Origin of the sequence: Comamonas antarctica, from assembly GCF_013363755.1 — a bacterium.
GTDB lineage: Bacteria > Pseudomonadota > Gammaproteobacteria > Burkholderiales > Burkholderiaceae_C > Comamonas > Comamonas antarctica.
This window is the reverse complement of record NZ_CP054841.1, coordinates 398,151-424,866: the sequence shown is the minus strand read 5'-3', so window position 1 is coordinate 424,866 and position 26,716 is coordinate 398,151. Positions and strand designations below refer to the sequence as shown.

23 protein-coding genes and 1 pseudogene are annotated in these 26,716 nt (G+C 66.4%); 18 read left to right on the top strand and 6 right to left on the bottom strand.

Annotation, left to right across the window (positions count from 1 at the left end; translation table 11 throughout):
- Nucleotides 1–12 precede the first annotated feature (12 nt).
- Nucleotides 13–684 carry a competence protein CoiA family protein gene (locus tag HUK68_RS21290; protein WP_175506243.1) on the bottom strand — a complete coding sequence of 224 codons (672 nt, stop codon included), beginning with the start codon at nt 682–684 and terminating at the stop codon, nt 13–15.
- Between the two features lie 931 nt (nt 685–1,615).
- Between HUK68_RS21290 and HUK68_RS21285 the strand changes: the two genes are divergently transcribed.
- The 7 genes and pseudogenes from HUK68_RS21285 (at nt 1,616) to HUK68_RS21255 (ending at nt 8,112) form a co-directional block, all read left to right on the top strand.
- On the top strand, nt 1,616–3,808 hold the full coding sequence (locus tag HUK68_RS21285; RefSeq protein ID WP_244146377.1) for an ATP-dependent nuclease: 2,193 nt from the start codon (nt 1,616–1,618) through the stop codon (nt 3,806–3,808).
- A complete protein-coding gene (locus tag HUK68_RS21280; RefSeq protein WP_175506242.1) occupies nt 3,805–5,724 on the top strand; it encodes a UvrD-helicase domain-containing protein in 1,920 nt (639 codons plus the stop codon). The genes HUK68_RS21285 and HUK68_RS21280 overlap by 4 nt, the downstream gene beginning before the upstream one ends.
- A 348-nt stretch (nt 5,725–6,072) precedes the next feature.
- The gene (locus tag HUK68_RS21275; RefSeq protein WP_175506241.1) at nt 6,073–6,228 is read left to right on the top strand and encodes a hypothetical protein; all 156 of its coding nucleotides are present in this window, start codon (nt 6,073–6,075) and stop codon (nt 6,226–6,228) included.
- 325 nt (nt 6,229–6,553) lie between these two features.
- Nucleotides 6,554–6,808, top strand: a complete 255-nt coding sequence (locus tag HUK68_RS21270) for a type II toxin-antitoxin system Phd/YefM family antitoxin (protein ID WP_175506240.1) — start codon at nt 6,554–6,556, stop codon at nt 6,806–6,808.
- On the top strand, nt 6,805–7,071 hold the full coding sequence (locus HUK68_RS21265) for a Txe/YoeB family addiction module toxin (RefSeq protein ID WP_175506239.1): 267 nt from the start codon (nt 6,805–6,807) through the stop codon (nt 7,069–7,071). Before HUK68_RS21270 ends, HUK68_RS21265 begins: the two co-directional genes overlap by 4 nt.
- A gap of 164 nt (nt 7,072–7,235) precedes the next feature.
- A pseudogene (locus HUK68_RS23515) lies at nt 7,236–7,601 on the top strand (hypothetical protein); the annotation flags it as partial.
- 43 nt (nt 7,602–7,644) lie between these two features.
- Nucleotides 7,645–8,112 (top strand): hypothetical protein, encoded by a 468-nt coding sequence (locus tag HUK68_RS21255; RefSeq protein ID WP_175506238.1) that lies wholly within the window; start codon nt 7,645–7,647, stop codon nt 8,110–8,112.
- Between the two features lie 66 nt (nt 8,113–8,178).
- On the opposite strand, the gene HUK68_RS21250 is transcribed toward HUK68_RS21255, so the two are convergent.
- Nucleotides 8,179–9,000: a DUF2789 family protein gene (locus tag HUK68_RS21250; RefSeq protein WP_350355239.1), complete on the bottom strand. Its 822-nt coding sequence runs from the start codon at nt 8,998–9,000 to the stop codon at nt 8,179–8,181.
- Between the two features lie 36 nt (nt 9,001–9,036).
- Nucleotides 9,037–10,845, bottom strand: a complete 1,809-nt coding sequence (locus tag HUK68_RS21245) for a monovalent cation:proton antiporter-2 (CPA2) family protein (protein WP_175506237.1) — start codon at nt 10,843–10,845, stop codon at nt 9,037–9,039.
- 150 nt (nt 10,846–10,995) lie between these two features.
- On the opposite strand from HUK68_RS21245, the gene HUK68_RS21240 reads away from it, so the two are divergent.
- The 5 genes from HUK68_RS21240 (at nt 10,996) to HUK68_RS21220 (ending at nt 16,614) form a co-directional block, all read left to right on the top strand.
- Nucleotides 10,996–11,958 (top strand): LysR family transcriptional regulator, encoded by a 963-nt coding sequence (locus HUK68_RS21240; RefSeq protein ID WP_175506236.1) that lies wholly within the window; start codon nt 10,996–10,998, stop codon nt 11,956–11,958.
- Nucleotides 11,959–12,100: 142 nt separating this feature from the next.
- Complete coding sequence (locus HUK68_RS21235) at nt 12,101–13,666, top strand: AMP-binding protein (RefSeq protein ID WP_175506235.1); 1,566 nt, start codon at nt 12,101–12,103, stop codon at nt 13,664–13,666.
- A 9-nt stretch (nt 13,667–13,675) separates the two neighbouring features.
- Nucleotides 13,676–14,884: an acyl-CoA dehydrogenase family protein gene (locus tag HUK68_RS21230; protein ID WP_175506234.1), complete on the top strand. Its 1,209-nt coding sequence runs from the start codon at nt 13,676–13,678 to the stop codon at nt 14,882–14,884.
- A 47-nt stretch (nt 14,885–14,931) separates the two neighbouring features.
- Nucleotides 14,932–15,945, top strand: coding sequence for a Bug family tripartite tricarboxylate transporter substrate binding protein (locus HUK68_RS21225; RefSeq protein WP_175506233.1), 1,014 nt, complete (start codon nt 14,932–14,934; stop codon nt 15,943–15,945).
- Between the two features lie 123 nt (nt 15,946–16,068).
- Nucleotides 16,069–16,614, top strand: coding sequence for a type 1 glutamine amidotransferase domain-containing protein (locus tag HUK68_RS21220; protein WP_175506232.1), 546 nt, complete (start codon nt 16,069–16,071; stop codon nt 16,612–16,614).
- A 45-nt stretch (nt 16,615–16,659) separates the two neighbouring features.
- Here HUK68_RS21220 and HUK68_RS21215 read toward each other — a convergent pair whose 3' ends face one another.
- Complete coding sequence (locus HUK68_RS21215) at nt 16,660–17,175, bottom strand: Lrp/AsnC family transcriptional regulator (protein WP_175506231.1); 516 nt, start codon at nt 17,173–17,175, stop codon at nt 16,660–16,662.
- Between the two features lie 56 nt (nt 17,176–17,231).
- On the opposite strand from HUK68_RS21215, the gene ilvB reads away from it, so the two are divergent.
- Nucleotides 17,232–19,004: a biosynthetic-type acetolactate synthase large subunit gene (gene ilvB, locus HUK68_RS21210; protein ID WP_175506230.1), complete on the top strand. Its 1,773-nt coding sequence runs from the start codon at nt 17,232–17,234 to the stop codon at nt 19,002–19,004.
- 17 nt (nt 19,005–19,021) lie between these two features.
- On the opposite strand, the gene HUK68_RS21205 is transcribed toward ilvB, so the two are convergent.
- Nucleotides 19,022–19,966 carry a polyprenyl synthetase family protein gene (locus tag HUK68_RS21205; protein WP_175506229.1) on the bottom strand — a complete coding sequence of 315 codons (945 nt, stop codon included), beginning with the start codon at nt 19,964–19,966 and terminating at the stop codon, nt 19,022–19,024.
- A 165-nt stretch (nt 19,967–20,131) separates the two neighbouring features.
- On the opposite strand from HUK68_RS21205, the gene HUK68_RS21200 reads away from it, so the two are divergent.
- From HUK68_RS21200 to HUK68_RS21185, 4 genes are read left to right on the top strand one after another with little or no spacing between them, the layout of a single operon-like run.
- Entirely contained in the window at nt 20,132–21,445 is a 1,314-nt protein-coding gene (locus HUK68_RS21200) for a nucleotide disphospho-sugar-binding domain-containing protein (RefSeq protein WP_175506228.1), read from the top strand.
- Nucleotides 21,423–22,661 (top strand): lycopene beta-cyclase CrtY, encoded by a 1,239-nt coding sequence (gene crtY / locus HUK68_RS21195; RefSeq protein WP_244146376.1) that lies wholly within the window; start codon nt 21,423–21,425, stop codon nt 22,659–22,661. Before HUK68_RS21200 ends, crtY begins: the two co-directional genes overlap by 23 nt.
- Nucleotides 22,658–24,157, top strand: a complete 1,500-nt coding sequence (locus HUK68_RS21190) for a phytoene desaturase (RefSeq protein WP_175506227.1) — start codon at nt 22,658–22,660, stop codon at nt 24,155–24,157. Before crtY ends, HUK68_RS21190 begins: the two co-directional genes overlap by 4 nt.
- Entirely contained in the window at nt 24,154–25,104 is a 951-nt protein-coding gene (locus tag HUK68_RS21185) for a phytoene/squalene synthase family protein (RefSeq protein WP_175506226.1), read from the top strand. Before HUK68_RS21190 ends, HUK68_RS21185 begins: the two co-directional genes overlap by 4 nt.
- Before the next feature lie 4 nt (nt 25,105–25,108).
- On the opposite strand, the gene HUK68_RS21180 is transcribed toward HUK68_RS21185, so the two are convergent.
- Nucleotides 25,109–25,609, bottom strand: a complete 501-nt coding sequence (locus HUK68_RS21180; protein WP_175506225.1) for a sterol desaturase family protein — start codon at nt 25,607–25,609, stop codon at nt 25,109–25,111.
- A 99-nt stretch (nt 25,610–25,708) separates the two neighbouring features.
- On the opposite strand from HUK68_RS21180, the gene HUK68_RS21175 reads away from it, so the two are divergent.
- Complete coding sequence (locus HUK68_RS21175; protein WP_175506224.1) at nt 25,709–26,626, top strand: LysR family transcriptional regulator; 918 nt, start codon at nt 25,709–25,711, stop codon at nt 26,624–26,626.
- Nucleotides 26,627–26,716 lie beyond the last annotated feature (90 nt).

The window sequence follows — 26,716 nt, the reverse complement described above, 5'->3', positions numbered from 1 at the left end:
ATATAGTCCGCATTAGAAAAGCGATTGCTGCTCAGTGATGTACCAAGATCCTTCAAAGTACTTGTAGCGGTTTTCTAGCAAAGCTAGTATCCAAGTTGTGATCGTGGAGGCCTTTAATAACCCAAATTGCATGGGCTGCTCAGTGCCTGGCTGCAACATAGCCACCGGCAGCTCTGGAATGGCGCCAGTTCCAACTCCGTCCACTGGCAACTTGCCGCCATGAAAACGCTTTAGGGCATACTGAACAGTGGCCTTCTGTAAGCGCAAAAACACTTCTGTTCGAACCACCCAATAGCACTTCACACTTGACGCTTCATAGCGCTGCTGCCGACGCATGAACTCTGAGAGGGTCTGCGGTGTATGTTGGAGCTCGATTGCAAAACGTCGTCCGCAGTGCTCGAAGAACACATCAGCCCGCCACTTTTGGCCATCTGGTGTGACCCCAGACACTTCTTCCTGGGATTTAATCTTGAGAGCATCAAGGGCTGCCACGACGCTCGATTTGGCATCGCGATGCCAAATGGTTTCTGGTGCTGTGAAACATTCATCGGAGACGTGGGAGAAAAAATGTATTCCAAGTATGCTTGTTTTCAGCACCGCAGGAGACTTACAGCAAGACATAACGTAAGAACCACGATTAGATGTGGCTTTCATGCGCTCCCAATCATCAGTCTGATAGCTCATGGGCATCGATCTCTTGGCCGTCTGCTGAAAGTGCAAATTGAGACATAAAGAAAGGATATGAAACCCGATTTCAATAAAACGAAGATGGTACCTCGGCCTAAGATAGTGCTATTGGCGTTAACGGTGAGAGGTTTTTTCGCTCCCAAACTATCTAAAGCAGAGTGTATCTCCGATCGAGTGATGGGAGCCGGTTTAAAGTTGTAATTATTTACTGGTTAACCCTCGGCTGGGAGGGGGAGGAGCCGAAATGATGACCCCTAAAACTTCGCTGATTTATTTTTGGGGTATTTACCTAGAGCGGCCTGGTGCCTGCGCAGATCCAGAATACGCAGTTTGCATACGGCTGTGTCGGTTTAAAGGCACCTTTAAAGCATTAAAGCTGGCGATCATCAGTCCATGACCGTAAAAGTTCACACGTTCCGTCAGTCAGCCAGAAAAGGTATCAAGAGTGACTATGCTGGTGTCTGCTTTGCAGCGTGTGCTGTCTATCGCGGCCTAAATCGGAACGTCCGAAATCTGCTGGCTTCCGGTCATTCGTCGACGTCACTGCAGGTCTGCAAACATCTCCAAGGTCCGGAATACAGCTTACCGATTCCGAATGGACGTCACCAGCTGAAAACACTTATCAGGCAAGACGTGCACGCGACTGCGGCCGAGATGTGCACAGCGGACGTTCGAGGCGAAATTTCGATTCCCCAAAATAGGTACGCAGAAGTGATAATGTTGCGTGAGCGTCAAGAGGTTTGGCGCCGAGCGCGTCCAAACACGTCAACTCACGGGCCTGTACGGTACGGAGCCTATTTCCGTGGGATGAGACAGTGAAGACAACATCGCAATGGTGTGAATGACCTAAGCGGCAAGCGAGAACATAAGTCGAATGGAGCCTGCATAATTTCGCAGGCTATGCCAACAAATAAGTGGGGGAGAAAGCATGTACCTGAAGCACATCCGGGCGCGCAACTATCGCGCATTTGGAGACGGCACGACTGCACCTGAACTGAACTGGGAGCTCAATCCCGGGCTCAACATCCTTGTCGGTGAGAACGATGCGGGCAAGACTGGCATCGTTGATGCCATCCGGCAGTTACTGCTGACGACAAGCTATGAGCCTGTCAGGCTCTTTGAGCAGGACTTCCACGTTGAAGGCAAAGGCCGCGCCCAAACGCTCAGCATCGAAGCCACTCTGTGTGGATTGAGCCCAGACCAAGAGGCATCGGTTCTCGAATGGCTCACCCTCGCCGCGGACGGAACCTGCTCGCTCATCCTCCATCTCGAGGCGCGCTACCACCCGCCGCAAGCGACAAAGCGAGCGCGCGTCGACACAGTCGTCCGAACCGGCGCTGCTGGAACCGGACCGGAGGTTGGCTACGCGGTCAGAGAGCTTGTGCGCGCGACCTACTTGAGGCCACTGCGTGACGCCGAAGCGGAGTTGCGACCAGGCCGCCAATCGCGTCTTTCGCAGATTCTTGGCGCTCACAACGACATCGCAGGTCAGGAAGTGAACGACTTCGACAAGGCCTCGCCCAAAGATGTTCCTGAGCGCTTGGTCGGCCTGATGGCGTTTGCGCAGCATCACCTGGGTGAGCATGAGGTCGTCAAGGGCGTAGAGAAGGACATCAACGATAACTACCTCGGTCAGTTCGCGTTCTCCGGCGAGGAGCTTCAGTCGCGCATTCGTATCGCCCCCGACCTTTCGCTAACGCCAATCCTTGAGAAGTTCGAGCTTTCCTTACTTCCCGGCACGCATATTCATCCGGATGAACGTTGTGCGCGGGGCCTTGGCTACAACAACGCGCTGTTCATGGCCACAGAGCTGGTCCTGCTACGGGACGGCGAGGAACTCGCTCTGCTGCTTGTAGAAGAGCCTGAGGCTCACCTCCATCCGCAGCTGCAAGAGCGCGTGATGGACCTACTGAAGGAACACTCTAACGAGGAGCAAGCGCGGAAGCGCGTGCAGGTCATCATGACGACTCATAGCCCTTCGCTGGTGTCGACCGCTCGTATCGAAGACATGACGCTGGTGCACAAGGCTCAGACCTTTCCGTTAGCGGTGGGCAAGACGAAGCTCAAGCGCACCGATTACTCGTTCCTGCACCGCTTCGTCGACGCAACCAAGGCGAACTTGTTCTTCGCCCGCGGTGTCATGATGGTAGAGGGACCTGCCGAAGCTATCTTGGTTCCTGCTATCGCTGAGATGTGCGGTCGGTCGTTCTCACGGCATGGCGTGTCAATGGTCAACGTCGGACACACTGGCCTGTATCACTACGCCCGCATCCTTCAGCGCGAGGGAGCCGGCCCGGAGATTCCTATTCCGGTGGTCTGCCTGACGGACCGGGACATTGTGCCCGACGTCGCGAAGCCTTACGTCGCCAAGCCCGCCAAAGGTAAGCGCTTCGATTCTGATTACTCCGCGCTAGAGTTGGCTGAAGCGGTGCAGAGGAAGAAGGAACGAGCTGAAGGCGGCAAGACCATAGTGTGTGTTTCTGATCGTTGGACGCTTGAGTTCGACCTGGCGCTACATGGCTGCGCAAAGCTAATGCACTTGGCGATTTCTCTGGCAGCCAAGGCAAAGTCTCGCGATGAACGTCTTGAAGAAGCCGATGAGATTAAGGCGCTGGCCGCAGCTGAGTTGAGCTGGACCTCGTTGGACAGTGCAGGGCACACCAAGGAGGAGCTTGCGGCAATCATCTACAAGCCACTTCAACTAAAGGAAGCATCCAAGGCCATTGCGGCCCAGTACGCGGCCCATCTAGTCTGCACGGGCAAGTATGGAACGGGCGAAGACCTGTTCAAGGCTTTGCCTCCTTACTTGCAGGCAGCACTCTCCCACTTGACTATCGCTCCAGCCGCGAAGCCTGCAATGACGGCCGGGGCGGGAGCGGCAGTGTTAACCGCGCTCACCGTGCCTGGAGCTGCAGCGTCAGCCCCAAGCTCCACGCTGCCTCCGCTGCCTCCAGTGCCTGCGGCATTCCCCTCAGGGCCGTCGTTCATTCCGGCCGTGCCTGTTCCGCAAGGCACCCTCGTCGCTAATGCTCAGACACATGGTCAGGCTGGAACCGCGCTGATAGCCCCAGTCGTTCTGCCAAGTGCGTCGACGGGTATCACGCAGGGGGATGGAGCGTGAGCGCGGTCAATCTCGAACTGGTGGACCTGGCCGACCTCACGACCTTAGTCAAGGACCTAAACTTCGATGATGTGGAGCGTCGGAGCGCGCTGCTGGAAAATGGTTCGCGTGACTTCAATGCGGTTCCGGGTAGTGGGAAGACTTCATTGCTCGCAGCCAAGCTGCTCTTGCTAGCGAAGAAGTGGCCACATGCGCGACGCGGAATCTGTGTTCTCAGCCACACCAACGTAGCGCGGGACGAAATTGCGCGGCGCTTAGCGGGGAGCTCTGAGGGCGCGCAGCTACTGAGCTACCCCCATTTCGTCGGCACCATCCATGCCTTCGTTAACCAGTTTTTCTCGATGCCTATGCTGCGGAGCTTGGGCCAAAAGGTAGATGTCATCGACGATGTTGTCTTCGCGGATAGGGCTAAGTCGCTTCTTCAGCTGGGCATGTTCTCGGGCCTGCGCGTGTATCTGGAGAATCAGAACAATGGCGACGGCATCGCCACTTCCTTGTTCTATCGGACAGCGGACCTCCAGTTGCAAGTTGAGAGCGGAAAACTGCCCGGTACGCACACGGCGTCGTACAAGTCACTGATGACGCTTAAGAAGATGCTTACCAAGGACGGCATCTTCCGGCATCGGGACATGTTCGCGTATGCCGACCGCGCGCTCAATACGTGTCCCCATCTCGTGGATGTCGTTCACCGACGGTTCCCTATGGTGTTCATCGACGAGATGCAGGATACGTCCTGGGACCAGGAGTCTTTCCTGAATCGTATCTTCGATCGGAAGTCGGTGATGCAAAGATTCGGGGATGTAGACCAAAAGATTCTCTCGGACGAGGAGAACGCTGACCTCCTCACGTTCCCGCGGAGCGGTTACGGTTGCATCAGTACCAGTAAGCGATTTGGTCCGGCCATCGCAAGCGCGGTGAGCAGCGTGCGTCTGAGCGGCAATGCAGTTGTTGGAGAGGGATCTGGCACCCATGCGCCGATCCTACTCTTGTACTCCACGGCAGATATAGCCAAGGTGGTGCCGCACTATGGCCGCCTAGTCATTGATCGCCTGACCGAGGAGGAAGCTGCGGCCCGCGAGGTGAAGGCGATGTGCACTCGCAAGTCGGGAGAAGGGAAGGTTGCGGTTGGACGCCACCTTGTTGATTATTGGCAAGCCTATGGTGAAGGCCAGCAAATCGCCAGCATGCGTTCTGAAAGCTTCTGGGGGCTCGTCGGCGATGCAAAGAGGACCCTGCGGGAGGCATCGCTCAACTCGCGTGTTGCTGACGTCCGGAGGGCGCTGCTGCTGGTGCTTCGCGCGGCGGCGTCGCCTCTGGTGAGCGGCGTTCGAGATGCGCGTGCGCTGCCTCGGGCCGCAAGAGAGTTTGGGGCATCAGGGCCGATTGAAGGTATCACCCGTCATCTGGCGATTTCTGGCGAGCAACTCTGTGGCGTCGGCCAGCGTGATTCGACCATCGAGCTTGTATATGTAGGACTCCAACCGTACCTTCCGAATGGACTCGAGTTTGATAAGTTCTCAGCTTTGAGCGTATTTGATGGGCCAGGACTGCAAGGGACGACGAACTCGGCTGCCTCGGCGAGGTGCCAAGTCTCCCACTTAGGGCGGAGTCTTGAATTTGGACTGGGTACCACAGCTGGGATGAAGGGCGAGACGCACTCCGCATCCTTGGTCTTGGAAGCCTACGGTGGCACCAGTAGGAAATTTGACGTCGCGTTAGGGCTTGAATACATCGCCGGGATTGCCTCGAAAAAGCTCGACATGCTCCCAAAGACACAGCAGGCCCAAATGCGGAATCTCTACGTTGCGATGTCTCGCCCAGCAGCGTTGTTGTGTCTAGCTGCAAACGAAGAGCGGGTTCCGCCAGGATTGCGAACCATGCTCTTGAGTAAGGGCTGGCACATCGAAGTGGTGTAAATGGCTGGCGTCGGTCACGATGGTGCAGTTGCTATTAGTGAGGACCGTAGAGGGCGCCTGCTGGTGACCGGCACGGGGCGCTCAAACTCGCACTCGCTTTGAATTTGAGGCGAAACTTGCTTGCTTCTTTCCGGCAAACAGGCAGTTCATTATGGAATAACTCGCGATAAGCAGCGTCTTATTCCATGCATAGCAGGTTTCGCTGCCCATAGAACGCCCTATACCCCGCATTTTCTGCGCAGTCCAGCATCTGAACGCGAGGGGCGATGCCACTCGTACACCGTTGGATGTTTCGCTCACTGTCTTCAAGCCATCATAGTTCCCTGAAGTCTCCCATGCCGATTCGTCATGACCGGTGAAGACAACGCCATTTTCCTTCCTTCAAAGACTGCTGCAGGGCGTTTTGCGCTTCGGCAGGGCGGTCGCTTTCTCTGCTCTTTGTGGGTTGTTTTATTTAATTTTATTTTATTGACGCATCATATCTCTCATTGTGGTGCGTTCTGATTAATTGTTATGTTTTGAAAGATCGCTCTCGAAGTGAGGGTGCGGCAGAGGGTGGCGGCAGGCAAAAAGGCAGGTCCTGTACGGCAGTTGCTCCCATTTGATCGAGGTGAGAGCCTGAGAAAGGATGTGAGGACGCTTGCCTGTTGGCGTTGGGCAGATGGCTGCTTCTGGGGGGGCTGGCGACCAGGCTCGTGTGCCTTGGGCCATTTGGCGCGCGCTTAGGGCCTGTGGGCTGCGGTGGGGGTGTACTTCCCAGACCATGAGGGCGGCAGTCGAAGGGCGTTGATGAAACTAGTACAATATTAAGTACAACTTAGGAGCCGCCATGCGTGTCATCAGTTTCAGCCAAGCCAGGAGCCAGTTCAAAGGCGTCATTGATCGCGTTGTGGCGGACTGCGATGTGACGCTCATTCACAGGCGTGATGGGGAGAACGCGGTGCTTCTTTCCGAGTCCACCTACAACAGCATGCTGGAGACCTTGCACTTGATGCAAAGCCCGGCCAATGCGCGCCGTCTGATGTCGGCCGTGGAGCAGGACCGCAAGGGCGCAGCCAAGCCCCATGAGCTGTTGGAACCGTGAGCCGGGCCATCAAGTTCTTGCCCCATGCTTGGGACGACTATCTGTACTGGCATGGTCACGACAAAAAGGCCCTCAAGCGAATCAATGCCTTGCTTACCGAGGCCGCTCGCGAGCCTTTTGTGGGCACCGGCAAGCCCGAGCCGCTGGTGGGCAATCTGTCGGGCTATTGGTCCAGGCGCATCGATCAGACAAACCGGCTGGTTTACCGCGCTACGGACGAGGATGTGATCGTCCTGGCATGCCGGTACCATTACGGCGATTAGTGCCGACATCTGCCATCTTGGCTCGATGCACGCTAACGTGAATGCGGCCGGATCCAACTGTTGCCCGGTGATGGCGCCACGCCGCGGGCTTCAGGCCCTCGGTAGGGAGTTGCGTCATCATCCGGTCGGCCAGCGCAAGTGACCATGTTCATCCGGAGGCCTCAATGACTCCGTTTCCAGTCTGCCCGCTTGTGCTGATCCGCGCAGTTTTCGCCAGGCAAGTCTTGGCTTTGGCAAATGCGTCGGGAAACAAACGCCTGGAGCAGGCTTTCGCCAGCGTGCCCCGAGAGCGGTTCCTTGGCAGGGATAACTGGCAGATTCTTACGCCTTGGGATGGCTACATCACGTTGCCGCAGAATGATCCCGTCTTGATCTATCAGGATGTGGTCGTGGGCCTCGACGCTGCGCGCGGTGTCAACAATGGCAGCCCGGTGCTGCATGCGCGCTGGCTGCATGCCCTGCAGCCGAAGGCGGGCGAGGTGGTGGCGCACATCGACGCGGGGACGGGGTATTACACCTCCATTCTGTCGCAGCTCGTCGGCCCCAGGGGCAAGGTGCTGGCGGTGGAATGCAATGACAAGCTGGCGGCCCGGCGGCCCGGCGGCCCGGCTGCATGGCAATCTCGCTGGTGCTGCCAATATCGAGGTCATTTGCGCCGATGGGGCGGCACAGCCGGAATTTCCGGTCGATGCCATTTACGTCAATTTCGGCGTGGCGCGCCCCGCGGAGCGCTGGCTGCACCATCTCAAGCCCGGTGGGCGTCTCGTGCTGCCGCTGGGTGTGCCGCAGATGCATGCCACCTTGCCGGTACGCGTCATCGAGCAGGGCATGGGCTTGATGATCACGCGCGAGCATGCCGGCTTCGCGGCAAGGTCGCTGGGCGCGAAGCCGTTTGTATTTGCCCAGGGAGCCGCGGAGCTACCGGATGCCGATATGGACACACTGCGCAGAAGTCTTGAAACCGGTCATGACCAGCGCATTCGCAGCCTGGTCTCGCGGCAGGCTGCCCGCGCCCCGGCGTGGTTTGCGGGCAAAGACTGAGCGCTGTCGTTCGAAGAACTGGCCTGGACGGTATGCGCCGCCGCGGCCGAAGCGACGCGAGGGCGCTTAACGCGCCTGCGCCTGCAGCACGAATTCCTCGAAGCCCGCGAGATAGGCGGCCAGATTCTTCTGGCCCGCGGCATCGATCAGCGCGCCTTGGGCATCGAAGGCGTTTTGCGCGCGCGAGACCAGCACCGACCCGCCGCTGTAGAGGCGCACGCCCAGCAGCTTGAGCGTGGGCAGCCAGGCGGTCTGCGATGACAAGGTACCGAAGCCGCCCATGGAGGCGCCGATCAGGCCCGTGGGGCGCTGCGCGAAGATCGCCTTGCCGTCGGCGCGCGACAGCCAGTCGATGGCGTTCTTGAACACGCCGGGCACGCCGTTGTTGTATTCGGGCGTGACCAGCAGCAGCGCGTCGGCCTGCAGGATCTGCGCTTTGAGCGCCTGCACCGCCGGCGGAATGCCCTGGCTGGCTTCGAGATCGCCGTCATACAGCGGAATGCCGTGCAGCGTCGCGACTTCCAGCTGCAGGCCTTGCGGCGCCAGCGCCTTGGCGGCATGCGCCAGCGCGGTGTTGAAGGAGGCCTGGCGCAGGCTGCCCGACAGGGCCAGCACGCGGGTTGCGCCCAGCGCGCTGTGACTGGGCGCGGGCTCGCGCAAGGCCTCGCTGAGCTGGTCGATCAGCTGGATCCACTCGGGCGCATCCTGCTGCTTTTTCTCGCGGATGAACTGCGCCTGCGACGCGTCCCAGAACGGCGCATCGGCCAGCAGCACGTCGTTGGGCAGGGGGCGGTGCCGCTGCAGGAAGGCGGCGATGTCGGCGGCCGAGTTGGGCAGGCCCAGCTGGGCAAACAGTTCGTGGAAACGGTAGTGTTCAGACATGGGCATGGGCAGCGGTGGAGGAAAGAGGAGCAGGCAGGCCGATCATGGCATGCCCGGCGTTGCCGGCGGCGGCTCGTGCGCGTGCTCCGCGTGCTGCGGCGGCGCGATGTATTCGATGTTGCCCAGCAGCAGGGCGCGTCCGGCGAAGTTGCCGCCCGCGGTCTCGATCGCAAAGCGCTCGTTGTCGCGGCAGCGCACCACGCGCGTCAGGTCGCTGGCCTCGGCCTCCGACGCGCCCAGCGCGAGCACGGCTTTCTCGCCCATGACCAGCGCCGATTCAAAGGTCTCGCGCACCACGTGGCTTGCGTCCAGCTTGACGAGTTCGACCGCGTGCTCGCGGTCGCTGGCGCGCGTGACCACCGTCACCTGCGGAAACTCGCGGCGCAGGCTCTCGACGATGCGCGTCACGGCCTGCTTGTTGTCCACGCAGACCAGCACCACCTGGGCGCCGTGCGCGCCCGCGGCATGCAGCACGTCGGTGCGCGCGCCGTCGCCGTAGTAGACCTTGAAGCCATAGGGCTCGGCGGCGCGGATCACGTCGGGGTCGATGTCGATGATCGACAGTTGCGCGCCGCGTGCCAGCGGCCCCTGGCTCGCGATCTGGCCGACGCGGCCGAAGCCGATGATCAGCACATTGCCCTGCAGGTTCTCGGCGGCATCGACGCCGTCGAGCGAGGCCGGCTGCGGGCGCGCAAAGCGCTTGCGCAGCACCAGCACCAGCGGCGTGAGCGCCATGGACAGCACAACGACGGCCGTCAGGTTGGCGCTGACCTCGGCGCTGATCACCTGCAGCTTGAGCGCTTCGGCAAACAGCACGAAGGCAAACTCGCCGCCCTGGGCCATCAGCACGGCGCGGTCGATGGCATCGGCATGCGTGCTGCGCGTGACGCGCGCCACGAGGTAGATGCACAGCGCCTTGGCCAGCATCAGCAGCAGCACGGCGGCGGCAATCAGCTGCCAGTTCGCGGCCACCACCTCGAGGTTCAGCGCCATGCCCACGCCGAGGAAGAACAGGCCCAGCAGCAGGCCGCGGAAAGGCTCGATGTCGGCTTCAAGCTGGTGGCGGAAGGTCGACTCCGACAGCAGCACGCCGGCGACGAACGCGCCCATGGCCATGGACAGGCCGCCCAGGTCCATGAGCAGCGCCGCGCCCAGCACCACCAGCAGCGCGGCGGCGGTCATGACTTCGCGCGCCTTGGACTTGGCCAGCACGCGAAACAGCGGGTTGAGCAGCCACAGGCCCGCGGCCACCAGCGCCGCCAGCGACAGCCCGGCCAGGCCTATGCGCTGCCACAGCGGCGTGGCCGGCGCGAGCGACGCATCGACGGGCGCGATGAAGGCCACGATGGCCAGCAGGGGCACGATCAGCAAATCCTCGAACAGCAGGATCGAGACCACGCGCTGGCCGCGCGGCGCATGGATGTCGCCGCGCTCGGCCAGCACCTGCATGACGATGGCGGTGGAGGTGAGCACGAAGCCCGCGCCGGCGATGAAGGCAATCTGCCAGGGGAACGCAAAGGCCACGCCGACGCCGGTCAGCAGCAGCGCGCTCAGGCCCACCTGCAGGCTGCCCAGCCCGAAGATCTGGCCGCGCAGGCTCCACAGGTGCGAAGGCTTCATCTCCAGGCCGATGATGAACAGGAACATCACCACGCCCAGCTCGGCCACATGGATGATGGTCTGCGGATCGTTGACCAGGCCCAGGCCGAACGGGCCGATGGCCAGGCCGCCGGCCAGATAGCCCAGCACCGCGCCCAGCCCCAGGCGCTTGAACAGGGGCACGGCAATCACCGCCGCGCCAAGCAGGGTGACAATGCTGATGAGTTGGCTGGCGTTGCCTTCGGTGGCCATGGGGATTTCCGCAATTCGATGCTGCGGTTTGTAACACAGGCCTGGCGCTGGGAAATGGTCCCACGGGCCCATGCCGGATTTTTTTAGCGGCTAAAAATTGCCGGTCGCGGCTGCGACGGCCGGCGCTGTCAGCGCGGTAGAGTGCTGCCCATGGACCTGCGCAATCTCCGCTACTTCATTGCCGTGCTTGAAGCCGGCAGCCTCTCGCGCGCCGCGGGCTCGCTGTATGTCGCGCAGCCGGCGCTCACGGCGCAGATCAAGAAGCTCGAAGCCGAGCTCGGCGCGCAGCTGTTCGAGCGCTCGCATGCAGGCGTCACGCCCACGCCTGCGGGCCTGCAGCTGTATGAGGATGCACGCCGCTTGTTGTCGGATGCCGATGCGCTGCGCGAGCGCATCCAGCGGCTGCCGCAGGGGCCCGAGGGCTCGGTGACGGTGGCGCTGCCGTTTCTGCTGGCCTCGCTGCTGCTCGGGCCGCTGCTGGCCGGGCTCAGGCGCAGCCATCCGCGCATCCGCGTGTTCGTGCTTGACGATCTGAGCCTGATGGTGCGCAAGGCGATGCTCGATCGCCGCGCCGATATCGGCATCCTGGTGGACACGCCGCAGCTCGAGCTGCTGCGCTGCCAGCCGCTGGCGCGCGAGTCGATCTATGTCTGCGGCCATGATGTCGATGGCACGGTGGCGCCGCTGCTGCGCGGCCCGGCGCCGCACGGGCCGTGGGAGATCGACTTCGCCGACGCGGCGCGGCTGCCGCTGGTGCTGCAGTCGCGGCGCTTTTCCAGCCGGCAGACCGTGGAGGAGGCCGCGAGCCGGCTGGGCATTGGCTTGAACGTGGTGCACGAGCATGACTCGGCGCGCGTGATCCGCTCGCTGTACCAGTGCGGCGCGGGCTTTACCTTCACGCCGGCCTGCACGCTGGCCGAAGGCCCGCACCAGGGCCGCAAGGACTGGATCGTGGCGCGCGTGGCGCGGCCGCAGCTGCAACGTGCCTATACGCTGGCCACGGCGGCGGACCGCGTGGCCGACGCCGCGACGCAGGTGGTGGCCGATGCGCTGCTGCAGGAAAGCCGGCGGCTGATCGAGGCCGGCATCTGGCAGGCTGAATTGCCGGACTGAGGCAAGCACCGCTGGCAAACGGCAGGGCATCAGATTTTTTGATGGGCTGGCATCAGCAAACGGTATTTCCTGCTCGGCGCCGACTTCGGTGACAGTGGCCTCACGCCCGGCCGCCATGGACCGGGCGACCACCAGGAGACCTATGCCGCAGTCCGCCCCCTTCATCGCCAATGTCGGCGAACTCGTCGCACGCAGTGCGCGCGCCCATGCCCGGCAGCTGGCTGTCACCAGCAGCACGCGCCGCCTGACCTATGCCGAACTGGAGCAGCGCTCCAACCGCCTGGCCAATGCCTTGCGCGGCATGGGCCTGGCGCGCGGCGACCGCGTGGGCATCTATCTGCCCAATTGCACCGAGATCGTCGAGATCGAGCTGGCCTGCTACAAGGCCGCGTTCATCAAGGCGCCGTTCAACGCACGCCTGTCGCCCGCCGAGGTCGGCGCGATCGCGGCCAACAGCGAGGCCACGCTGATCGTCACGACGGCCGAGCGCGCCGAGGCGTTCCGCGCGCATATCCAGGGGCCCATGCCGCGCCTGCTGCTGCTCGACGGCCCGGCGCAGTCGTCCTATGAAGCCGCGCTGGCGCAGGCCAGCGACGCGTTCACGCCCGAGCGCGTCACGGCCGACGAGGTGGCGGTGCTGCACTACACCTCGGGCTCGTCGGGCGTGCTCAAGGCCGCGATGCAGACCTTTGGCAACCGGCTCGCGCAGCTGCGCAAGTTCCTGATGCGCGCCGATGGCATGCGCAGCGGCCATCTGCTGGGCCTGGTCGGGCCGGTCACGCATGCCTCCGGCATGCAGCTGGTGCCGGCGCTGTGCAGCGGCGCGACCATCCGGCTGTTCTCGGGTTTCGAGCCCGGACGCTTCCTGGCCGAGATGCGCGCCGAGCGCGTCACGCACACCTTCCTGGTGCCGACCATGATCAACATGCTGCTGGCCGAGCTTGAAGGCCAGTACCGGCCACTGCCCGACCTGCTGCGCATGGGCTATGGCGCGGCGCCGATGGCGCCGGCGCGCATCCTGCGCGCAATGGATGTGTTCGGACCGGTGCTGTCGCAGGGCTACGGCGCGGGCGAGACCACCTCCGGCGTCTGCGGGCTGTCGGTCGAGGACCATTTGTTGGCGCGCGCCGCGATGCCCGAGCGCCTGGCCTCGTGCGGCCGGCCGTTTCTCGAATCGCTGGTGGAGATCGTCGACGATGCGGGCTTGCCCGTGGCGCCCGGCGAGATCGGCGAGATCGTGGTCAGCGGCCCGGATGTGTTTGCGGGCTACTGGCGCGCGCCCGAGCTCACGGCCGAGGTGCTCAAGAACGGCCGCTACCACACCGGCGACCTGGCGCGCGCCGACGACGAAGGCTATGTCTATATCGTCGACCGCAAGAAGGACATGGTGATCAGCGGCGGCTTCAATGTCTATCCGTCGGAGGTCGAGGCCGTGCTCTACCAGCACGAGGCGATTGCCGACGCCTGCGTGTTTGCGATTCCCGACGAGAAATGGGGCGAGGCCGTGGCCGCGCATGTCGTGCTCAAGCCCGGCCGCACGCCGGACGCCGCGGGCATCGACCGCTTCTGCGCGCAGCTGCTGGGCGGCTTCAAGCGGCCGCGCCATATCGAGTTCGTGCCGGCGCTGCCCAAGAACCCGAACGGCAAGGTGATGCGCAAGGCCATACAGGCCAGCTACTGGAGCGGCCACAGCCGCATGGTGAACTGAGGAGCACAGATGAAAAACGATGCAATCTCCGCCCTTCCCGAGCCGCTGTTCGATGTGCCTTTCGAGGGCTCGGCGCGCGCCGCCGACCTGATCGCACGCATCCAGGAATTCCTGTTTGGCGAGCTGGCAGCGCTGGCGCGCACGCAGGGCATCGACCACGAGCATGGCGCCGACCGGCAGCTGTTGCAGCAGGTCTGGAAGCGCTCGCAGGCGCTGGGCTTCTATGGCATGACCTTGCCCGCGGCCATGGGCGGGCTGGAGCTGCCGGTGCTCGACCAGGTGCTGATCAAGGAGGCGATCTACGCCAGCGGCTCGCCGTTTGCGCCGCATGTGCTGGGCGAGCTCAGCGGCCCGCCGCGCGTCGGCGCGCTGGTGCGCCATGCGACGCCGTATCAGCTGGCGCAGTTCATTGTCCCGGTGGCGCAGGCGGACAAGGCCATCTGCTTTGCGCTGACCGAGGCCGAGGCCGGCTCCGACGCGGGCGCGTTGCAGACGCGCGCGCTGCGCGACGGCGACGACTTCGTGCTTGACGGGCGCAAGCGCTTCATCTCGGGCGCGCCGTTTGCCGACTATGCGGTGCTGATGGCGTCCACCGCCAGCGACCCGGCGCAGCGCGAGATCACGGCCTTCTTTGTCGACCTGAAGTCGCCCGGCGTGCGCGTGGAGAGCGGCTACAAGACCATGGCCGGGCAGTCGCATACCGGCGACATCGTGCTCGAGGCCTGCCGCGTGCCGGCAGCCAATCAGATCGGCGAACAAGGCCGCGGCCTGGCGCTGGCGCTGGGGCGCATCACCGTCAACCGGCTGCTGCATTGCCCGGCGATGCTGGGGCTGGCGCAGCTGGCGCTGCGCGATGCGCGCGACTATGCGCGCCAGCGCCGCCAGTTCGGCCGCGCGATCGGCGAGTTCCAGGCCATCCAGCACCAGCTGGCCGACATGGCCACCGAGCTCAGCGCGGCGCGCGCGCTGATGCTCGGCACCGCGCGCCAGATCGATGCCGGCAGCGATGCGCGCGCCCAGGCCGCGATGGCCAAGCTGTTCTGTTCGGAGGCCGCGTTCCGCGTGGCCGACCGCGCGGTGCAGATCCACGGCGGCGAGGGCATCGTGCAGGGCCGGCGCGTGGAATTCCTGTTCCGCATGCTGCGCATGTACCGCGTGCTGACCGGCACCAGCGAGATCCAGCGCAACACCATCGCGCAGGAACTGCTGCGCGCCTGAGCCGCCACGCGGCGAGATTTCAAATACAACGACAGGAGACAAGCCAGATGACGAACCACACCTCGCTGCCGCGGCGGCACTTCCTGGGCCGCGGCCTGGCCGCCAGTTTGCTGCCCGCGCCGGCGCTGCTGGGCCTGTTGCCGGGGCAGGCCGGCGCGGCCCAGCCCTGGCCGGCGCGCCCGATCAAGTGGGTGGTGCCGTTTCTCGCCGGCACCGCGCCCGACACCACGGCGCGCATCCTGCACGAGGCGGTGGCGCGCGAACTGGGCCAACCGGTGATCATCGAGAACCGCGGCGGCGTGGGCGGCAACCTGGGCGCGCGCATCGTCGCCAAGGCCGCGCCCGACGGCTATACCTGGATCTATTCGAGCGCGCCCATGGCCGCCAGCATGCACATGTACAAGGCGCCGGGCTATGACGCGCTCAAGGACTTCCAGCATGTGATGGGCCTGACCAGTTCGGACATCGTGCTGATCGTCAACGCCGAGTCGAACATCCGCACGCTCGACGATCTGCTGGCGCAGGCGCGCCAGGCGCCGGGCAAGTTGGACTATGCCTCGGGCGGCGTCGGCACGCCTTCGCACCTGGGCGTCGAGTTGCTGCTGAGCGCGGTGCAGGTGCGCGTCACGCATGTGCCCTACAAGGGGGCGTCCGAGATCGTCAACGCCGTCATGGGCCGGCAGGTGGCGTTTGGCGCGCCGATCTTCTCGGTCGCGTATTCCAATATCCAGGCGGGCAAGCTGCGTGCGCTGGCGATTGCGGGCGCCCGGCGCAATCCCAAGCTGCCCGATGTGCCGACGCTGGCCGAACTGGGGGTGCGCGGCGTCGAACTCACTTCCTGGGGCGGGGTGTCGGTGCCTGCCGGCACGCCCGAACCCATCGTGGCGCGCATGCGCGCGGCCTTCGACAAGGCGCTCAGGCAACCGGCGGTGATTGCCGCGCTGGAGGAGCAGGGCGGCAATGTGACGCCCATGGATGGCGCGCGCTACCGCGAGGCGTTCAGCCGGGAGATGGAGGTCACGGCGGCGATGATGAAGCTGACCGCGCTCGAGCCGATGTAGCGGCGCCGCGCTGTAAGACAGGGGCGGCAATATGCGCATCTGGCGGCGTTATGGGACTGCGACTACAGGAGGAGGCTGCAGCAGCATGGAAAGTCGTCCTTTTGACAAAGCAAAGGAAATTCCATGGCTGCCAATGTTTCCGGAAAGAAAATCGCCGTTCTCGTCACCGATGGCTTCGAGCAGGTCGAGCTGACCGGCCCGAAAAAGGCGCTTGAAGCCGCGGGCGCGCAAGTCACCATCCTCGCGCCCAAGCCCGGCAGCGTCCAGGGCTTTCACCACACCGACAAGGGCGACAGCTTCCCCGTCGACGCCACGATCGGCGCGGCGAATCCCGAGGACTTCGATGCCGTGCTGCTGCCCGGCGGCGTGCAGAACGCCGATGCCTTGCGCGTCGACGAAGACGCGCGCGCCTTCGTCAAGCAGATCGCGGCGCAGGCCAAGCCGATCGCGGTGATCTGCCACGGCCCCTGGCTGCTGATCGATGCCGAGCTGGTCAAGGGCCGCACCCTGACCAGCTGGCCCAGCCTCAAGGTGGATCTGAAGAATGCCGGTGCGCAATGGGTCGATGCCGAGGTGCAGGTCGACCAGCAGCTGGTCAGCAGCCGCAAGCCTGACGACATTCCCGCGTTCAACGAGCAGTTCCTGAAGCTGCTGGGCGCGGCGGGCTGAGGCCACGGCCGCGCCTGAATGGCGCGGCGCCGCGCTGCGCCGCTGCTAGGGCAGCAGTGGCGCATGCTCGTCCTTGAGCACGCGCAGCACGAAGCTCGATTTGCTGTGGCGTATGCCCGGAATCTTGTAGAGCTGCTCGCGCAGCAGGCGTTCGTAGTCGCGCGTGTCCTTCACCGCGATGCGGATGAAGTAGTCATAGTCGCCCGAGACCAGATAGGCCTCCATCACCTCGGGAATCCGCGCCAGCACGCGGCCGAACTCGAACAGCGTCTCGTCGGTATGGCTCTCCAGCGTGAGCTGCACGATCACCGTGTCGCGGAAGCCCAGGCGCGCGCGGTCGAGCTCGATGCGGTACTGCTTGATCACGCCCTCGGCCTCGAGCCGCTTGATGCGGCTCCAGCAGGTGGTGGGCGAGAGCTTCACCGCCGCGCCGATCTCCTGCAGCGTGCGGCGCGAGTCTTCGAGCAGCTCGCGCAGGATGGCGAGATCGTGCTTGTCGAACTGAAGCGGTGGTTTTTCTTCTTCAAGCGCGTTTTTCCGAATGGTTTTCGACGTCGGCATGGTTTTCGCCCCGAAAAAAGAAGCCAATTTTGCTTCAAAAGCGGAAAAATCTGCATATGAAAACCGATACCCGCGAAAAACCACCGACCGCTCTCGCCACCGCTGCGGCCCACCCCGCGCGCAATGGCGCCGAGACCCTGCTCGATACCCTGGTGGCCTGCGGTATCGACACCATCTTCGGCTACCCCGGCGGCGCGGCGCTGCCGCTGTATGACGCGCTGCACGGCCAGCCCGCGATCCGCCATGTGCTGGTGCGCCACGAGCAGGCGGCGGTGCATGCCGCCGAAGGCTATGCGCGCAGCACCGGCCGCCTGGGCGTGGTGCTGGTGACTTCGGGGCCGGGCGTGGCCAACACCATCTCCGGCCTGCTCGATGCGATGAGCGATTCGGTGCCGCTGCTGTGCATCAGCGGCCAGGTCGCGAGCGGCGTGATCGGCACGCAGGCCTTCCAGGAATGCGATGCGCTGGGCATTTCGCGGCCCGTGACCAAGTGGAACCACCAGCCGCGCGCGGCCAACGACATTGCCGAGGCCGTGCGCGAGGCGGTGCGCATCGCGCTGGGCGGGCGGCCCGGGCCGGTGCTGCTGGACCTGCCCAAGGACGTGCAGCTGCAGCATGTCGATGCGCCCGCGCCCGCGCCGGCGCCGGCCATGCCCGCACGGCCGGCGCTGCCGGGCCGCGCCGCGCTGCAGGCCGCGGCGGCGCTGATCGCGCAGGCCCAGCGCCCGGTGCTGTATGGCGGCGGCGGGCTGATCAACGCCGGCGAGGCCGCGTGCGCCCGCTTTGCGGCATTGGCGCGCGACTGGCAACTGCCGACGACGCTGACGCTGATGGGCCTGGGCGCGCTGCCCGCCTCCGATCCGCTGCACCTGGGCATGCTGGGCATGCACGGCACGCTGGAGGCGAATCTCGCCATGCACCACGCCGACCTGATCATCTGCGTGGGCGCGCGCTTCGACGACCGCATCACCGGGCGCCTGAGCGACTTCGCGCCGGGCGCGCGCAAGATCCATGTCGACATCCATGCCGGCAATATCGGCAAGGTGATCCCGGTGGATGTGGCGCTGGCCGGCGACTGCGGCGCGGTGCTCGAAGCGCTCACGGCGCTGCTGCCGCCGCCCGCGCCGGCCGGGCGGCTCGCGCCCTGGTGGCAGCGCATCGACCACTGGCGCCGCGCCGACTGCCTGGCCTTCACGCCCGGCGCAACCACCATCCTGCCGCAGCAGTTGATGCGCGCCGTGCGCGCGCAGCTGGCCGGACGCGACGCGATTGTCGCGACCGATGTCGGCCAGCACCAGATGTGGGCCGCGCAGCACCTGGCCATCGAGCGGCCGCGGCGCTGGCTGACCTCGGGCGGCGCGGGCACCATGGGCTACGGCCTGCCCGCGGCGATTGGCGCGCAGATCGCGCATCCCGACAAGCCCGTGGTCTGCATCAGCGGCGATGCCTCGGTGCTGATGAACATCCAGGAGCTGTCCACCGCCGTGCAACATCAGACGCCGGTGAGGCTGGTGCTGTGCAACAACGGCTACATGGGCATGGTGCGGCAATGGCAGCAGCTCAACCACGGCAACCGCCTGAGCCACAGCTGGAACGCGGCGCTGCCCGATTTCGTCGCGCTGGCGCGCGCCTTCGGCTGGGGCGCGCGTCGCGTGGACGATGCGCGCGAACTCGATGCGGCGCTGGACGAATGCCTGGCCCATGACGGCCCGTTCTTTCTCGACGTGCAGGTCGCCGCGCAGCAGAACTGCTACCCGATGATGCCCGCGGGCCGCGGCCACCACGAGGTGATGCTGGCCGACGACCGCTGGTACTGCGAGCAGCCCTGAGCTGCGGCGCTGGCGCCTCAGGCGGCCGCGCGGCGCTGCGCCGTGAACAGGCTGCGCGTGAACTGCGCCAGCGCCTGGTCTCCGGGCATGGCCTGGGCCAACAGCGCCTCGGCGCGGCGCACATGGCCGGCCAGGATGCGCCGCGTGCGCGCCGGGCCGACCAGCGCCACCAGCGTCGGCTTGCCGATGTCCTGTTGGCAGTCCTTGCCCAATGCCGAGATGTCCATCTCGCCATCGGCCAGGTCGTCGGCGAGCTGGAAGGCCTGGCCCAGCGCCTCGGCGGCTTCGCCCATCATCTCCCGCGTGGCGCTATTGGCGCCGGCGGCCAGACCCGCGAGCTCGAAGGCCGCGGTGAACAGCGCGCCGGTCTTTTGCTGGTTGGTCTGCGCGATCTGCGGCGTGGTGCGCGCCGGGCCGCTGGCGTGCAGGTCGCGGTACTGGCCGCTCACCAGGCCATTGATGCCCACGGCCTCCGACAGCACGCCGACCATGTCGGTGCGCACCAGCGGCGGCAGCGCGCTGGCCGCGGCGGTGATGCGCCATGCGCCCGCGAGCAGCGCCACCGCCGCGAGCATGGCCACGTCTTCGCCAAACGCCACATGCACGGTGGGCTGGGCGCGGCGCAACCGGGCGTCGTCCATGCAGGGCAGGTCATCGAGAAACAGCGAGGCCGCATGCACCATCTCCAGCGCGCAGGCGGCGTCCAGCACATCGTCCGGCGCGATGCCGAAGCCGCGCGCGGCGAGCAGCAGCAGCAGCGGCCGCACGCGCTTGCCCGGAGCGAGCACGCCATAGCGCATGGCCGCGGCGACCGGATTTTCCTGCGCATCGGCGGCGGGCAGCAGCTGGCCCAGGCGTTCGTCGATGCGCGCGCGCAGCGCGGCGATCAGCCGTGCCTGCGCCTCGCCTGGCGGCAGGGCAGCGGTGGAGGAACAGGGCGGCAGGGCAAGCAACACGGGCATGGCGGTCAGGGCAGGGCACCGCCCAAGCAAAGCGGTCTTCGCACCTTAGTCAGAAAGCCGGGGCCGTGGCGGCCGGCGCCCGCAAGTAGCGCCTCCGTCCTACAGCCTTGCCAGACACAATAGCCAGGGACTGCTTCTGGTCCGCTGCCGCCGCGTCTCGACTCCATGCACCTTGCCTTCATCGTTCCCCCGTTCACCAGCCATGTGCGCGCGCTGGAGGCGCTGGCGTGCGCGCTGCTGAACCGGGGCCACCGCGTGAGCTGGCTGCAGCAGGCCGATGTCGCGGCGCTGCTGCAAGACCATCGCATCGGCTTCCAGGCCCTGGGCGCGGCCAGCCATCCCGCGGGCAGCCTCGAGGGCCTCGTCGCGCGCGCCGCGAATCCCGGCGGCCCGCTGGGCCTGCGCCGCGTGATCGGCGATGTCGCGGACAGCACCGACATGCTGTGCCGCGAGGCGCCGGCCTGGCTCGAGCAACTGGGCGTCGAGGCCATCGTCGCCGACCAGATGGAAGCCGCGGGCGGCATCCTGGCTGCCGGCATGGGGCTGCCGTTTGTCTCGGTGGCCTGCGCCCTGCCGGTCAACCGCGATCCGCGCGTGCCGCTGCCGGTGATGCCCTGGGGCTACGCCGTCGACGCGCGCGGCGTACAGCTCAACGCCGGCAGCACCCGCGTCTATGACTGGATGATGGGACGGCACGAGGCCGTGATCCAGCGGCATGCCGCGCGCTTTGGCCTCACGGGCCGGCGCACGCTGGCCGACTGCGTCTCGCCGCTGGCGCAGATCAGCCAGACCACGCCCGGCTTTGACTTTGCGCGCACCGCGCCCGCGCCGCGCCTGCACCATGTCGGCCCCTTGCGCGGGCCCGCGGCGCAGGAGGCGCCGCTGGCGCTGCCGCTCGATGCGGACCGGCCGTTTGTCTTTGCCTCGCTGGGCACGCTGCAGGGCGGCCGCCATGCGCTGTTCGAGCGCATCGCGCGCGCCTGCCGCGCCGAGGGCCTGCAATTGCTGATTGCGCATTGCGACCGGCTCAATGAAGCGCAGGCCGCGGCGCTGCTGCGTGCCGGCGCCACCGCCGTGACCGGGTTTGCGCCGCAGCGCGCCGCGCTCGCGCGCGCCGATGTGGTGGTGACGCACGCGGGCCTGAACACCGTCATGGACGCACTCGAAGCCGGCACGCCGCAGCTCGCCTTGCCGATTGCCTTCGACCAACCCGGCGTGGCGGCGCGCATCGCGCACGCCGGCACCGGACTCAAGCTGCTGCCGCCGCTCGCCGGTGTCAAGGCGCTGCGGGGCGCGCTGCGCCGGCTGCTGGACGAGCCGCACTTTGCCGAGCGCAGCCGCGCCCTGGGCCGCGAAATCGCGCTGGCCGGCGGCGTGGAGCATGCGGCCGATCTGACCGAAGCCGCGCTGCTGCCGCACCGGCCCTATCTGCGGCCCGCCCCGGCGGCGAAAAACCATGCCGTCGCGGCCCCTGTCTGAGATGCCGGGCCCGGGCGATCTCGACGCCGATCTGCTGCTGGTCGGCGGCGGGCTGGCCAATGGGCTGATCGCGCGGCGCCTGCGGCAGGCCCATCCCGGCCTGCGCGTGCTGCTGCTCGAAGCCGGCGCGGCGCTGGGCGGCAACCATACCTGGAGCTTTCACGGCGCCGATCTCACGGCCGCGCAGCGCGCCTGGATCGATCCGCTGGTCGTGCACCGCTGGCCCGCGCACGAGGTGCAGTTTCCCAGCTACCGCCGGCGCATCGAGGGCGAATACTGCAGCGTGACGGCGCAGCGCTTCGATGCGGTGTTGCGCGGCCAGGAAGGCCTGGCGGCGCGGCTGCATTGCGCGGTGGCGCGCGTGGCGCCGACCAGCGTGCGGCTGGCCGACGGCCGCAGCTTGCGCGCGCGCGCCGTGATCGATGCGCGCGGCGCGCCGCCCGCGCAGCTGGCGCTGCGCTTTCAGAAATTCCTCGGCCAGGAGCTGCGCCTGGCGGCGCCGCACGGCCTCACCGCGCCGCTGCTGATGGATGCCACGGTCGACCAGGTCGATGGCTACCGCTTTGTCTATGTGCTGCCGTTCACGGCCGACACCGTGCTGGTCGAAGACACGGTCTATGCCGATGGCGCCGAGCTGTCGCGCCAGCGCCTGCGCGGCCACATAGCCGACTATGTCGCGGCGCGCGGCTGGCGCGTGGCGGCGCTGCTGCGCGAGGAGGAGGGCGTGCTGCCCATCGCGCTGGCGGGCGACGCGCAGGCGCTTTGGGCCGGCGCGCAGGGCGTGCCCCAGGCCGGCCTGGCCGCGGCGCTGTTCCATCCGACCACCGGCTACTCCCTGCCCCAGGCCATGCGCCTGGCCGACCATCTCGCGGCGCTGCCGCGCAGCAGCTGGGATGATCCGGCCCGCGTCTTTGCCGCGCTGCGCGCGCATGCGCTCGCGCATTGGCGCAGCACCGGCTTCTTCCGCCTGCTCAACCGCATGCTGTTCCTGGCTGCGGCGCCGCCCGCGCGCCGCGCCGTGATGGAGCGTTTCTACGGCCTGCCCGCGCCGCTGATCGGGCGCTTTTACGCGGGCCAGCCGTCCTGGGCCGACAAGGCGCGCATTCTCTCGGGCCGCCCGCCGGTGCCCGTCACCGCGGCGCTGCGCGCCGCCCTTCTTTCCGTACCCGGCGCTGCCGGCGCGGCTTCTGCTTCTTCCCGCTCTCCCACGCCATGAACGTCTCTCATTCTTCGGGTCCCACGGCCGCCGTCATCGGCTCCGGCTTCGGCGGCCTGGCCCTTGCCATGCGGCTGCAGGCCGCGGGCGTGCGCACCACGGTCTTCGAATCGCGCGACAAGCCCGGCGGCCGCGCCTATGTCTACCACGACCAGGGCTTCACCTTCGACGCCGGCCCGACGGTGATCACCGATCCTTCGGCGCTCGAGGAGCTGTTCGCGCTGTCGGGCCGGCGCCTCGCCGACTATGTCGAGCTGCTGCCGGTGGCGCCGTTCTACCGGCTGTGCTGGGAGGATGGCACGACGCTCGACTATGCCAACGACCAGGCCGCGCTCGATGCCCAGCTGCGCGCGCTGTCGCCGCTCGACGTCGAGGGCTACCAGCGCTTTCTCGCCTATTCGCGCGCGGTGTTCGACGAAGGCTACCGCAAGCTTGGCACCGTGCCGTTCCTGCGCTTTCGCGACATGGTCGCGGCCGGGCCGGCGCTGGTGCAGCTGCAGGCCTGGCGCAGCGTCTACAGCCGCGTGGCGTCGTTCATCCAGGACGAGAAGCTGCGCCAGGTGTTTTCCTTCCATTCGCTGCTGGTGGGCGGCAACCCGTTCGAGACCAGCGCCATCTATGCGCTGATCCATGCGCTCGAACGCGAGTGGGGCGTGTGGTTTCCGCGCGGCGGCACGGGCGCGCTGGTGCAGGGCATGCGGCGCTGCTTCGAGGACATGGGCGGCACGCTGCACCTTTCGACGCCGGTGCAGCGCATCGAGGTCGAGGACGGGCGCGCCGTGGCCGTGGTCGCGGGCGGCGCGCGCCAGGCGTTCGACCAGGTGGCGTCGAATGCCGACGTGGTGCACACCTACGAGCGCCTGCTGGGCCATACCGCGCGCGGGCAGGCCGAGGCGCGGCGCCTCAAGGGCAAGCGCTTCAGCATGTCGCTGTTTGTCGTGCATTTCGGGCTGTCGCGGCCCCAGCCGCAACTGCAGCACCACACGGTGTGCTTCGGCAAGCGCTACCGCGAACTGATCCAGGAAATCTTCCACGGCAGCGCGATTCCCGAGGATTTCTCGCTCTACCTGCACGCGCCCTGCGCCACCGACGCGTCGCTCGCGCCGCCGGGCTGCTCCAGCCATTACGTGCTGGCGCCGGTGCCGCACCTGGGCAACGCTCCGGTCGACTGGGCGGTGCAGGGCCCGCGCCTGCGCGAGCGCATCTTCGACTATCTGGAAAAACACTATATTCCCGGGCTGCGCGAGACCCTGGTGACCAGCCGCATGTTCACGCCCGCGGACTTCGAGAGCGAACTCAACGCCCACCACGGCTCGGCCTTCTCGCTCGAGCCGGTGCTGACGCAAAGCGCCTGGTTTCGCCCGCACAACCGCGATGCCGAAATCCCGAACCTGTATATCGTCGGCGCGGGCACGCACCCGGGCGCGGGCGTGCCCGGCGTCGTGGGCTCGGCCAAGGCCACGGCCGGGCTGATGCTTGCCGAGGCAGCGCCATGACGGCCGCACAGGCCACCGGCGATGCGCGGCTCGTGGCGCATGGCACGGCTGCGATCCGCACCGGTTCGCAGAGTTTCGCCGCCGCCGCGCGGCTGTTTGCACCCGAGGTGCGCGAGAGCGCAGTCATGCTGTATGCCTGGTGCCGGCACTGCGACGATGTGGTCGATGGCCAGGTGCTGGGCCATGGCCAGCGCAGCGGGCAGCGCGGCGATGGCGCGGCGCGGCTCGCGCAATTGCGCGCGGCGACGCGGCGCGCCTGTGCCGGCCAGCCCGGCGACGATCCGGTCTTTGCGGGCCTGGCCGAGGTGGTGCGGCGCCACCGCATCGACGCGGTGTATTTCGAGCACCACCTCGACGGCTTTGCGATGGATGTCGCGGACCAGCGCTATGCGACGCTGGACGACACGCTGGCCTACTGCTGGCGCGTGGCCGGCGTGGTCGGTGTGATGATGGCGCAGGTCATGGGCCGCAGCGACGCGGCCACGCTGGACCGGGCCTGCGACCTGGGCATGGCGTTCCAGCTCACGAATATCGCGCGCGACGTGGTCGAGGATGCCGCCATCGGCCGCATCTATCTGCCCGCCGACTGGCTGGCCGCCGAGGGCCTGCCCGCCGATGCGGCGTTGGCCGAGCCGCGCCACCGCGACGCACTGGCGCGCGTGGCGCGGCGGCTGGTGCAGACGGCCGAGCCGTATTACGACGCGGCACTGGGCGGATTGCCGGCGCTGCCGCTGCGCTCGGCCTGGTCGATTGCCACCGCGCGCAGCGTCTACCGCGCCATTGGCCGCAAGGTACAGGCGCGCGGCGCGGCGGCGTGGGACCGGCGCGCGCGCACCAGCCGCGCGGAAAAACTGGTCTCGGTCGCGGGCGCCGCGGGCCAGGCGCTGGCGTCGCGCCTGCGCCGGCCGCAGCCGCGCGGCGCGCAGCTGTTCCAGCGCCCGGCCTGAGGCCTCAGCCGCCGGGCGTGCGCCGCTGCTGGCGCTGGCGCTGCACCTGCTGCAGCCGCTGCTTCAGCCGCTCGGGCGCGGGCGCCCAGAGAAAGCCAAACGACACACAGCCCTCGCGTCCATGCACCGCGTGGTGCAGGCGGTGCGCCTGGTACAGGCGCTTGAGATACCCCGAGCGCGGCACCCAGCGCCAGGGCCAGCGCTTGTGCACCAGCCCGTCGTGCACGATGAAGTAGAGCAGGCCGTAGAGCGTCATGCCCGCGCCGACCCACTGCAGCGGCCAGCGCCCCGAAGTGCCCAGCGCAATCAGCACGATGGCCACGCCCGCGAACACCGCTGCATACAGGTCGTTCTTCTCGAACCAGCCGCCCGCGGGTTCGTGGTGCGAACGGTGCCAGCCCCAGCCCCAGCCATGCATGATCCAGCGGTGCGCGGCCCAGGCAAACACCTCCATGCCGGCGACGGTGGCCAGCACGATGCCAAGCGATGCAAGAGGGGTGTTCATGGGGCAAGGGGCGCAGCGGCCTGCGCGTGACGGCATTAAATGCCCATGCTAACCCGGAAGCCGCAGCGCGGGCCGCGAACTGTGGCGACAATCCGCAGCATGCGCTATGAACTGACAGACCTTCGGCTCTTCCTGGAAATCGCCCAGGCCCGCAGCCTCACCGCCGGCGCGGCGGCGCTGTTCACGACGCCGTCGGCCGCGAGCTACCGCCTCAAGAACCTGGAGCAGGCGCTGGGCACGCCGCTGTTCGTGCGCACGCCGCGCGGCATGGAACTGACCCCGGCAGGCGATGCCGTGCTGCTGCACGTGCGCGAGATGTTCGAGGGCATAGAGCGCATGCAGGGCGAAGTCAGCCGCTTCATCTCGGGCCTCAAGGGCCATGTGCGCCTGGTCGCCAACAGCAGCTCGCTCAACGGCTTCGTCACCCAGACCCTGGGGCGCTTTCTGGTGGCCTATCCCGGCATCGATGCCGAGGTCGAGGAGCGCCAGAGCGAGGACATTCCGGCCGCCGTGCTGGCGCGCGAGGCGGATATCGGCATCTTCGCGGGCGACACCCAGGTGCAGGGCCTGCGCGTGCAGCCGTATGCCACCGAGCGCCTGGTGCTCGTGACGCCGCGCGAACATGCGCTGGCGGCGCAGCGCAGCATCCGCCTGGGCGCGGCGCTGGATTTCGACTTCGTCTGCATGAGCCGCAGCAGCAGCAACTTCCTGTTCCTGCGCGATACCGCCGCGCGGCACGGGCGCGCGCTGCGCACCCGGCTGCATGTGCATGGCTTCGAAGCCGTACTGGCGCTGGTGGCCGCGGGCGTGGGGGTGGCGCTGGTGCCCAGCAGCGTGCTCGCGCACCGCCAGCAGGCGCAGCAGGTGCAGGTCGTCGAGCTGGACGAGCCCTGGGCGCTGCGCAAGCTCCACCTGGCGGTGCGCGCGGATGCGCGGTTTCCGAACTTCATCGACGCCTGCCTGAAATTCCTGCTGGACGACCCGGTGGTCGCCGCGACCCGCGCGCCGCCGCCGTAGCGCCGCGGCGCCGGGCCGCGTGGCCGCTAGCCGCACGGCCGCTCGCCGCGTGCGTCCAATTTCCACGAACGCGGCCTGCAAATATCGCCA

Excerpts from the sequence above, each read along its gene's own strand:
- HUK68_RS21205 (WP_175506229.1), bottom strand. The coding sequence starts at position 19,966 with ATGCCCGTGTTGCTTGCCCTGCCGCCCTGTTCCTCCACCGCTGCCCTG.
- ilvB (WP_175506230.1), top strand. The coding sequence starts at position 17,232 with ATGAAAACCGATACCCGCGAAAAACCACCGACCGCTCTCGCCACCGCT.
- HUK68_RS21240 (WP_175506236.1), top strand. The coding sequence starts at position 10,996 with ATGGACCTGCGCAATCTCCGCTACTTCATTGCCGTGCTTGAAGCCGGC.
- HUK68_RS21220 (WP_175506232.1), top strand. The coding sequence starts at position 16,069 with ATGGCTGCCAATGTTTCCGGAAAGAAAATCGCCGTTCTCGTCACCGAT.
- HUK68_RS21225 (WP_175506233.1), top strand. The coding sequence starts at position 14,932 with ATGACGAACCACACCTCGCTGCCGCGGCGGCACTTCCTGGGCCGCGGC.
- HUK68_RS21250 (WP_350355239.1), bottom strand. The coding sequence starts at position 9,000 with ATGCCCATGTCTGAACACTACCGTTTCCACGAACTGTTTGCCCAGCTG.
- HUK68_RS21255 (WP_175506238.1), top strand. The coding sequence starts at position 7,645 with ATGACAAGCTGGCGGCCCGGCGGCCCGGCGGCCCGGCTGCATGGCAAT.
- crtY (WP_244146376.1), top strand. The coding sequence starts at position 21,423 with ATGCCGTCGCGGCCCCTGTCTGAGATGCCGGGCCCGGGCGATCTCGAC.
- HUK68_RS21285 (WP_244146377.1), top strand. The coding sequence starts at position 1,616 with ATGTACCTGAAGCACATCCGGGCGCGCAACTATCGCGCATTTGGAGAC.
- HUK68_RS21175 (WP_175506224.1), top strand. The coding sequence starts at position 25,709 with ATGCGCTATGAACTGACAGACCTTCGGCTCTTCCTGGAAATCGCCCAG.
- HUK68_RS21245 (WP_175506237.1), bottom strand. The coding sequence starts at position 10,845 with ATGGCCACCGAAGGCAACGCCAGCCAACTCATCAGCATTGTCACCCTG.
- HUK68_RS21275 (WP_175506241.1), top strand. The coding sequence starts at position 6,073 with ATGACCGGTGAAGACAACGCCATTTTCCTTCCTTCAAAGACTGCTGCA.
- HUK68_RS21185 (WP_175506226.1), top strand. The coding sequence starts at position 24,154 with ATGACGGCCGCACAGGCCACCGGCGATGCGCGGCTCGTGGCGCATGGC.
- HUK68_RS21290 (WP_175506243.1), bottom strand. The coding sequence starts at position 684 with ATGAGCTATCAGACTGATGATTGGGAGCGCATGAAAGCCACATCTAAT.
- HUK68_RS21270 (WP_175506240.1), top strand. The coding sequence starts at position 6,554 with ATGCGTGTCATCAGTTTCAGCCAAGCCAGGAGCCAGTTCAAAGGCGTC.
- HUK68_RS21200 (WP_175506228.1), top strand. The coding sequence starts at position 20,132 with ATGCACCTTGCCTTCATCGTTCCCCCGTTCACCAGCCATGTGCGCGCG.
- HUK68_RS21230 (WP_175506234.1), top strand. The coding sequence starts at position 13,676 with ATGAAAAACGATGCAATCTCCGCCCTTCCCGAGCCGCTGTTCGATGTG.
- HUK68_RS21235 (WP_175506235.1), top strand. The coding sequence starts at position 12,101 with ATGCCGCAGTCCGCCCCCTTCATCGCCAATGTCGGCGAACTCGTCGCA.
- HUK68_RS21190 (WP_175506227.1), top strand. The coding sequence starts at position 22,658 with ATGAACGTCTCTCATTCTTCGGGTCCCACGGCCGCCGTCATCGGCTCC.
- HUK68_RS21180 (WP_175506225.1), bottom strand. The coding sequence starts at position 25,609 with ATGAACACCCCTCTTGCATCGCTTGGCATCGTGCTGGCCACCGTCGCC.
- HUK68_RS21215 (WP_175506231.1), bottom strand. The coding sequence starts at position 17,175 with ATGCCGACGTCGAAAACCATTCGGAAAAACGCGCTTGAAGAAGAAAAA.